This is a genomic window from Marinobacter algicola DG893 (genome assembly GCF_000170835.1).
GTDB classification, from domain to species: domain Bacteria; phylum Pseudomonadota; class Gammaproteobacteria; order Pseudomonadales; family Oleiphilaceae; genus Marinobacter; species Marinobacter algicola.
In genome coordinates, this window is the sequence record NZ_ABCP01000016.1 from 61306 (window position 1) to 69907 (window position 8602).

At 55.6% G+C, this 8602-nt stretch carries 7 protein-coding genes and 2 rRNA genes; all 9 read right to left on the minus strand.

Going from position 1 to position 8602, the window contains the following annotated elements:
• Positions 1-3 precede the first annotated feature (3 nt).
• Positions 4-732 (minus strand): hypothetical protein, encoded by a 729-nt coding sequence (locus MDG893_RS20840; protein WP_007154030.1) that lies wholly within the window; start codon positions 730-732, stop codon positions 4-6.
• The gene (locus MDG893_RS11870) at positions 729-1463 is read right to left on the minus strand and encodes a type III pantothenate kinase (protein WP_007154031.1); all 735 of its coding nucleotides are present in this window, start codon (positions 1461-1463) and stop codon (positions 729-731) included. Before MDG893_RS11870 ends, MDG893_RS20840 begins: the two co-directional genes overlap by 4 nt.
• Positions 1460-2437: a biotin--[acetyl-CoA-carboxylase] ligase gene (locus MDG893_RS11875; protein WP_007154032.1), complete on the minus strand. Its 978-nt coding sequence runs from the start codon at positions 2435-2437 to the stop codon at positions 1460-1462. Before MDG893_RS11875 ends, MDG893_RS11870 begins: the two co-directional genes overlap by 4 nt.
• 108 nt (positions 2438-2545) lie before the next feature.
• Positions 2546-4945: a DUF6160 family protein gene (locus MDG893_RS11880; protein ID WP_007154033.1), complete on the minus strand. Its 2400-nt coding sequence runs from the start codon at positions 4943-4945 to the stop codon at positions 2546-2548.
• A 9-nt stretch (positions 4946-4954) separates the two neighbouring features.
• On the minus strand, positions 4955-5503 hold the full coding sequence (locus MDG893_RS11885) for a hypothetical protein (protein WP_007154034.1): 549 nt from the start codon (positions 5501-5503) through the stop codon (positions 4955-4957).
• Positions 5500-6426 (minus strand): hypothetical protein, encoded by a 927-nt coding sequence (locus MDG893_RS11890; protein ID WP_244264420.1) that lies wholly within the window; start codon positions 6424-6426, stop codon positions 5500-5502. Before MDG893_RS11890 ends, MDG893_RS11885 begins: the two co-directional genes overlap by 4 nt.
• Before the next feature lie 164 nt (positions 6427-6590).
• Positions 6591-7790 carry a hypothetical protein gene (locus MDG893_RS11895; RefSeq protein WP_007154036.1) on the minus strand — a complete coding sequence of 400 codons (1200 nt, stop codon included), beginning with the start codon at positions 7788-7790 and terminating at the stop codon, positions 6591-6593.
• A gap of 255 nt (positions 7791-8045) precedes the next feature.
• Positions 8046-8161: ribosomal RNA gene (gene rrf / locus MDG893_RS11900) — 5S ribosomal RNA — on the minus strand.
• Between the two features lie 101 nt (positions 8162-8262).
• Positions 8263-8602: ribosomal RNA gene (locus MDG893_RS11905) — 23S ribosomal RNA — on the minus strand; the annotation flags it as partial.

Sequence of the window (8602 nt, forward strand, 5' to 3'; positions counted from 1 at the left end):
ATACTACGGATTTTCAGAACGCGTTGCAACACCTTCACAACGCCTGATTTCGACCATGTCGAAATTCTCACTGTAATCCGTTTCCGCCACCCCAACCGCACCGGAATCCGGCACCAGCTGGTCTTCAAAAACGAGCGCGTAGCTTAGCTGATTTCGGGGGAAGTTGGCCAGTATTGCATTGAGATTCTGGCGTTTTTTTTCAGCCAGGACATTTTCGGCGGCCCGCCGAGACTCGAACAGTCCCAGGGAAATGGCATTTTTATTCTCGCCCCGGGTTACCAGGTAGGAATCGATCCCCCTCCGCTGGAGATTGCGAAACATGTCCAGCGCCCGGTCTTCCGGTTGAGGGGGTATGATCACCCAATGCAGCGGCGCCAATTCCCGCTCCTCCTCATTAACGTCGTAGTCCGTTCCGGGCCGCCCCAGGGAACGATAAGCCTTCCGCGCCCCCTCCTTCGAGTCGAACCAGCCCAACCGAACGCAGAAGCTCAGGGGAACCTCTTCTCTCTCTGGCGGGACATCAACAGCTGCCTGAGCTGCTTCGCCCTCGGCCAGCATCACATCATTCCCGGCGGCTTCGAGGTCAGCCTCTGGCGAGAGCGGTTTCAGATCAGCCACCCGGGGCAACGCCTGGCGCTCAGTTACAACGGCAACGGGCTTTGGTCCGAGCTTGTCCCCGTATAACCAAAGCGCGCCATTGATCAGAATCAGGGCAACAGCAAACCACCTCATTCGCGCTCACTCTCCCCATCAACAGCTGCAAGCCCCTTGAGCACCAATGAGGGTTCGTGATGGGCCGAAAGCCCGGCCTCAATCAGGCCTTCGGCGTCGCCTCCCGTGACCAGAACGCGGCCAAGACCAAGACGACTGCAATCCGCCTCAATTCGCGCAGCCATCGACGCCCAGAGCCAGACCAATCCATGCTGAACGCATTCGGTTGTCGACGCCCCAGGCTCCGCAGCCTGCACGTCGCTGACCTCAAAACCGATTCGTGCCGCATCCTGCCTCAACGATCTGAGCATCATCTGTTTGCCAGGGAGAATGTAGCCACCCAAGTGCCCACCCGAATCAGCAACATAATCAATCGTAATAGCACTGCCGGCATCAACAACGGCAAAACCACCAACATCGGCCTGCCAGGCAGCGTACATGGCGTGCCAGCGATCGGCCCCCATCCTGTCAGTCTCGGTGTAGGCATTCACCAAACCACCCCGGCGGGGTTCAGCCCAATGAAAAACAATCGGAGCACAACAGAACGCTTCCAACTGCATCTGCAAATGTCGGCGCCTTTCTTCCGAGATCACAGTGGATATCGCAATTCGCTTGATGTCGGCGGACTGACACCGGATGTCGCAGAATGGGTCGTCGGCGTCCAGAGTGGCGGAACCGCTGCCAACCAAACGACCATCGCCGACCAGCAGCCACTTCAGCCGGGTATTCCCGGCGTCGACCAATAGTTTCATGGGCGTACCCGCAAACTTATCTCGCCAGCTCGAACCCTGACCAGCTCTTCGCCATCGTCGATCAGGTAGTTACCGGTGTCATCGATTCCACACCCATTCCCGGCGAGCCCACCTTGACTGGCAACCAGGGACTTACCGGAAAAAATATCACGACTCTGCCAACGTGAACGGAACCCGGAAAAACCCTGACTGGCGAACTCATCCACAGAGTCGAGGACGGAGTTAACGAGCGACGCCGCAAGTTCGCTGCGACCCCAGCGACGCTCAGGCATAGCTATATCCAGACTGCTCCAGGATTGATCCACCTCTGCGGACTCTTTCATGTGCACGTTCAGACCAATACCTGCAACGACCTGCACCACCCCCTCTTCAAGTTCTCCCTGAAGCTCAACCAGAATGCCAGCCAGCTTGCTACCACCCAGAAATATATCGTTGGGCCACTTCAGCCCTACACCTGCAACACCTTGCTGCTCCAGAGCTTCAGCGACTGCCACACCCAGAACCAGGCTTAAACCGTCCAGCATGGCGAAGCTGCCGCGAAACGTCAGTCCCAGGCTCAGGTACAGGTTCTGCCCCTGCGGGCTTTGCCAAGGCCGGCCGCGCCTGCCACGTCCAGCAGTCTGACAATCGGCGATGCACACGGGAATACGGCCGGAATCGGATCCCGAACGGCCCGCACGGCGTCGCACAATTTCGGCATTGGTCGAATCCACTTCATCCAGTACGATCAGCTCGACCCTGGAGCGACAATCTGGCGCCAAGCCCTGTACTATCCCTTCCGCCTCGAGCAAGTCCATGTCGCTCAACAGGCGATAGCCCTTGCCACGAATGGTTTCTATGCGGACACCTTCCTCCGATGCACGACGGATCTGTTTCCAAATTGCCGTGCGACTGATGCCAAGACTGCTGGCAAGGGACTCACCGGAGTGAAACTGGCCGTCCGCCAGGAGACCAAGAAGTGCTTTGGATTTCATCAAGGAACGCCCGCGTATTTGAATGGGATCAGGGCGGGATTAAACAACACGTCGAACCAAAAGACAAAGGGCGACGCCGCGGCATTTCCAAAGTTTGCCGCCCCGACCTCAGGGTATGGGCGTTGCGGTAAGATTCGCCTCAATATCGAAGTTCTGCATTTTCACACCATAGACAGCCGTTTGCGGACCGCCTGTAGGATGAAACAGGTCAATATTGTTGATGGAGAGCTCCTTGAACCGGCTCCTTGCCCGAACGGCGAACCCCAACGGGCGGTTGTCCAGATCAGCCGTGGTGGGCGATGACACATAGCGGTATCCCGCCCCCGCGGCCGGGTCCATTATTTTTTCGTCGCCCCTTGCGCCAACCACGCCCAAAGCGTCTGCGCCATCTGTCTTCTTGACCACTTTGGTCTGGTAGACATCGACAGACAGATCGGTGCGTATGCCGAAGGTGTTGTCGTCTACACCGTCACCATCGAAGTCGCCGCCATCGCTGGTGTGAATATCGTCAAGTACGAGCCTGGAGCCCGTGTTATTGATCGGCTTGCCACTGGAATCCACCTGTCGATTGGTTTCCCAGGTGAGTGCGTTCTTGCGCGCGTCACTGACTTCCTTTGCGAGTATCTGTTTGAGCTGGATCGTGATGCCTTCATCACCACGAGCCTCCCAGATTCCACCCGATGCAGCACAGGCTGACTCAGTGCCCCCCGAACCACCGGCGCAGACATTGCCAGCTCCACCCGGGACAATGATCATGCTACTTCCGGTTTCGTATTTCTGAGCCACAAATCGGCCAAAACTCGACCCCGCGTCCTTATCGCCAACGCGTAAATTGCCAACATCCATCAGGCTCCAGGCCTCCCCCTTAACGAGAGCCAGCCCGTCTTCGGTCACGTCCAGAGTCATATCCCGAACGTGGGCATCGTAGCTGAGATCACTGATCCACAAGCCCTTTTGAGACACTTCCCCCGCACCTTCATCGTAAGGCGCCGCGATGATAGCAGCCCGGCCGTTCCGTATACGGATATCCGAGTTGATGGTTAGGCCCTCACCACTGGCACCCCCCGCTCCAAGCGTCACCTGGCCATCCATATCGAATTCGTAAGCCGGGTAGAAGCCAAGCGCCAGAAGCAACTCCGTTCCGCCCTGAAGCGGGGCATCCTCGCTACCTACTCGTAAGCCATTAACTCTATAACCGGCCGACACATTCTCAAAGCCAATCCGGAGCCCGTCATAAAAACGCGTGCCGTTAAGCTCGCCATCTCGCGTTACGTTAACCGTGACATCCCCCTGCCCCCAGGACTGCAGCCCGCTGAAGATAACGCGGTTGCCATCCTCGGTATAACTCAGGTCGGCCAACTGCAAGCTCCACTCAGTGGACAATCTGAGTCCTTGGGAGCCGGCATCCGGGTGCCCCCCACCCTGCAAGTAAACCGCGTTGGTGTAGCTGCGCCCATTGTAGATGTGGTCCTGCAGCATGAAGCTGACATTCACTTCGCCAATACTTTGCCCGCTGGCGCCCATTTCAATGCGGCCAATGTTAAATTCCCCGTTCAGCGACCCCAGCGTGAACCCCAGGGCGTCGCGTCCGTATCGGTCCGCTGTCACGTCCACCCGGAGATCATTCAGCCGGTATTGGCCTGTAATCTCGCGGAACGCAAGCGCGTGGTCGTCGTCATGATAGATAAAGGATGCACTGTTAATCGTGGTTTCGTTATCCAACCGAAAACCCTCCCCTTCGCGCCCACCGGCTGTAATGCCGGTTTTCGAAGATAGGTCGAAGGAACCGCTGAGCCCGCCGTAACTGGGCAGGGCCTGGCCAGTTGCGACGTCGTAGGTGTTGCCATGATTGGCAGGGTTATTACTGTATCGGATTGCCCCCACATCGTAGGAACCGGATACGCGGGGGGCGTTCAGCTCCAGAGTACTGCCAACTACATCCAGGGTGACACCCAGGGCCTCTACACTGAGGGTGATATCATCCAGGAAGACTTCATTACCGTTGGTTCGATAGCCCAGGCGGCCGCCGGTCATGGTGTAGGCGGTGTCGAATGTGTAACCCGATGAGCCAAACGCACCTCCCGGGCTGATGCGCAGGTTTCCCTGCAGGCTGTGATCAAAGAAAATGCCACCCATGCCAATCCCCGGGGCGCCAGCCAACCGTATATCGCCGAACTCAATCCGCCGATCCTCAACCAGGTAGTCCAGATTCAACGACGCCTCATCGGTGATATCGACCCTTATGACATGAGCAGCCGACTTACCTGGCTGGCTTGCTGAACCAACCCGGAAATCCTCAAGGTAGATACCGCGATCATCATCGAAATACGTTAAACGGTCCGCGGTCATACCCAGCTCCATTTCCAGGGTAATACCGCTTTGGCCACTTATATCCGCCATATCTTCGTCGCCCAGAAGCTGCATATCCGCCATCGCGGGTGCCGACAACGCCAACACTACGCCCCTCACAGACTGTGTGACCACGATGTGCTTTCTGATCCCGGCCATACCCGCTCCCTATGGATTTCCCGTAGGGAAAACCAATAGGTTTCCCTCCATGATGACGTCACCCTGCATTTCAACCGCAAAGATGTCTGTTTGCTGGAATCCCGGGTCTGTTGGTCTGGGTGTGTTGCTCCCGGCGATTTTGAACCGCACATCGTTGTAGCGAACGGTATCCGGCAGACCAATCTCTACAACGTCACCGTTGAACGCCTCGCCGTCACCGGCAAATCCGGAATCAATCGAACGAACACGGAGGGTCAGTCCTTCGAAGGCAAAGTTCCCCCTGATCTCATCCAGCACCATCCAGCCGCCATCCTCTTTCAATCGGTAGGCCAGCCTGGCACCGCACTTCTTACCGGCATCATCACAACGGCCGAAATAGCCGTTCTCAATAGGCCCGCCCATTTCATTAATGCTGATATCCCCTGATAGATATATGCCGCCCTGACCGGATACCTCAGAGAGTGCCTCATCGTTCAGACGATCGAGTTCACCCACCGCATGTTTTGAGCTGGACAATGCGAGGGCCAATAACAGGGCATGCGCGTACCGTCTATTCATGGCGCCAGATCCTTGGTTCGGATATCAAGGTGCTGAATCAGCATGCCCTCGACCCGTGCCGACCCGAAATCCCGGTCACCCACGGAAAAATTTCCGATGTGCAGGTTACTGCGATAATCGGGGTTGGTGTAATAGTCCTCATAAAAATCCCATGTTTGCGCATCGCTGCTACCTCGCAGCCCATCAGCGCCAATTGATCCCGGAGCGGGAGGCTCGATGGCTGCGACTTCCACCACAAAATTGCCAGTGCCATCAACGTCGAAAAATACCGGTTGCAACTGGTTGCCAATCGCCAGCTCCAGCGCAAAGTTGGTCATCGTGATTCTTGAGCCGCAGGATTGGCCATCCTGAGAACAGGCATTGATCGACAATTCCGGTGTTTGGAAGCTGAGCTTGAACTGCCCCACCATTTGTCGACGATCGTCATCGCCCCAAAGGCGAAGGTAGCTACCATCAATGACTGCGCTTTTCGCATGAATGTTAATATTGGCCGAACGGTCTTCTCCCACAGCCACATTCATCTGCAGCCCGATATCAGGGCGCTCACCTACAAAATCCGCCGTCGCCGGCCGACTGGAGCAAACGCCACTACCCGCAATAGCACCCGAGCTCATACAGTCGTACCCTTGGGCAGCGTCCACCAAAGCGGGCGCCGCGAACTCGAGAACGGCCTTGTCCCGGATGCCGATATTATTGCCATCGACCACGTCAATCCGATAGGGGTTCACCAGCCGACCAATATTTACCGGGCTTAGGTTCTGCCCGTAGTTGCTGCCGGTTCCGGAGATGTACAAGTGATTCACCACGATCTCGACATCACGGCCATCGGTACTCCTAAGGCCGCCAATTTTGAAAATCCGGGCCTGGTTACCATTAGCATCGGGCGTGTCCGTGCCATGGGAAAACGTGAAATCTTCCAACACGACTCCAATACCGGCGCCATCGATCTCCGACAGCTCCTGCTCTGACAGGTCCTGAAGTTCCGCGTTTGCTGTGCACGTTCCGAGTAACAGTCCCAGAACAGCGCAAGCTCGCGGGGGGCAGAACGACCAGACAGTGGGGGTTAGAAGGCGCCTTCTGGATAACATCAAAACAACCCCCTGCCCCGATCGATGTATTCCGTTCGGTAACGGTCGGTGCCGTAAAGAGCCTCGTTAAGATTGACCTCGGTTGCACCGTTCGGAATATTGAAGAAGGCTCCGGAAGTCGCCCGAATGAAATCCTCCGGCGTCGGGTTGGTGTTCTTGACGTCTTCCAGCCAGTCAAGGTCTTTGGTCTGGAATGAAATAAACGCTCCGTCGGCCGGCCCTGTAATCCTCCGCTGATTACCAACTTCTTCCACCGTGCCAATTGGAAAGCTGTTGTAAATATCGAGATCAAAGCAGGAATCGATACCCAGGACCAGGCAGTCCTGGGCGTAGACATAAATATCTCCACTGCCACAACTAAAGAAAGAGCAATCAGGCACATCAATACGGGAACTGGAGCCCCAACCAATAAGGTTCTTTACTGACCAGCGAGTGAACCCGCCCGCATCCTCGAGCACGAAGCGTTCTCCATTGGGGATGCCAATATGTTCCGCCCGAATGGGATCAAGCTCACCGATATCAGGATGCCCTTCTTCGCCGTACACCAGTTGCGCCTTGGTCTGGAGCGGACTACCGCCTTCAAGCAACGGGGTAAGCAGAACGATGACCTGATCGAAGAAGTTGCCGCTGGAGCTGGCCTGACTCAAACCTTCACCGCGATCAATGATGTCTACATTGACGTTGCCGGTGAGAGTTTCAATCTTGCCAGAGAGGATGCCCATGGACTCTCCGAAGCCCAGGCGAAAACCAACGATCTCCTGAGCGTCCTCGTCGAACGCAAATTCCAGATAGGGGTTCTCAATGTTAAACGGGACGATTTCGCCTTCTCCATAGGCCGAGCCATCCGGCTTGAGCTGGCGGGGCGCCTTGGAGTTGCGCTCGAAGTACGCTTGATTATTGATATATCCGAGCGCAAAGTCCTCTATATAGACATCGGACGTTCCGGCTTTTTCACCATCCCGCTCGTAGCGCCCCAACTCGAGTACGTCAACATTGGTCTGGATATCAATGTCCATTCCCAGGTTAACGCGTGTATAAGAGGTATTGTCGGTCTCGTCGGGGTGATATTGGCGATCAACCGAAATGAATGCTTGACCAGTTACTTCCGACATATCGCTATCGGAGATTGGCTGCAGGTCCGCAAACGCAGGAGGGGTCACTGACAGCACCGCTAACAAATGCCAAACGACACGATTCATAGACAGATCTCACCATTAACCGCATTCTGAAAAGCGGTTTATTGTTATTTTCGATGAGTGTCTCTGAACACTAATGCTGCTTTCGCTGGCAATTTTTATTTTGGCCAGTTCTTGTACAGATCTTAACCTCGTTTACAGTTTGTCACTGTGAGCAAGGTCATAGATCTGAAAAATGAGTCGACGCTGAAGGTACTTTTTTACAGGCAATAAAAAAGCCCCGGCAGCATACGCTGTCGGGGCTGTTTTATATTAGGAGCCTGACGATGACCTACTCTCACATGGGCAGAAGCCACACTACCATCGGCGCTGGTCTGTTTCACGGCTGAGTTCGGGATGGGATCAGGTGGTTCCAGACCGCTATGGTCGTCAGGCAAAACGGTTGATCACTGGGTGGACGAGGTAGAACGATGTGATGTTGATTTCGATTGAGCACAATGGCTCTTGCGTTATCCGCAATTGTCTTGGGTGTTATATAGTCAAGCCTCACGAGCAATTAGTATCGGTTAGCTCAACGCCTCGCAGCGCTTACACACCCGACCTATCAACGTCCTGGTCTTGAACGGCTCTTCAGGGACCTCAAGGGTCCAGGGAGATCTCATCTTGGAAGGGGCTTCCCGCTTAGATGCTTTCAGCGGTTATCCTGTCCGAACATAGCTACCGGGCAATGCGTCTGGCGACACAACCCGAACACCAGCGGTTCGTCCACTCCGGTCCTCTCGTACTAGGAGCAGCTTTCCTCAAATCTCCAACGTCCACGGCAGATAGGGACCGAACTGTCTCACGACGTTCTAAACCCAGCTCGCGTACCACTT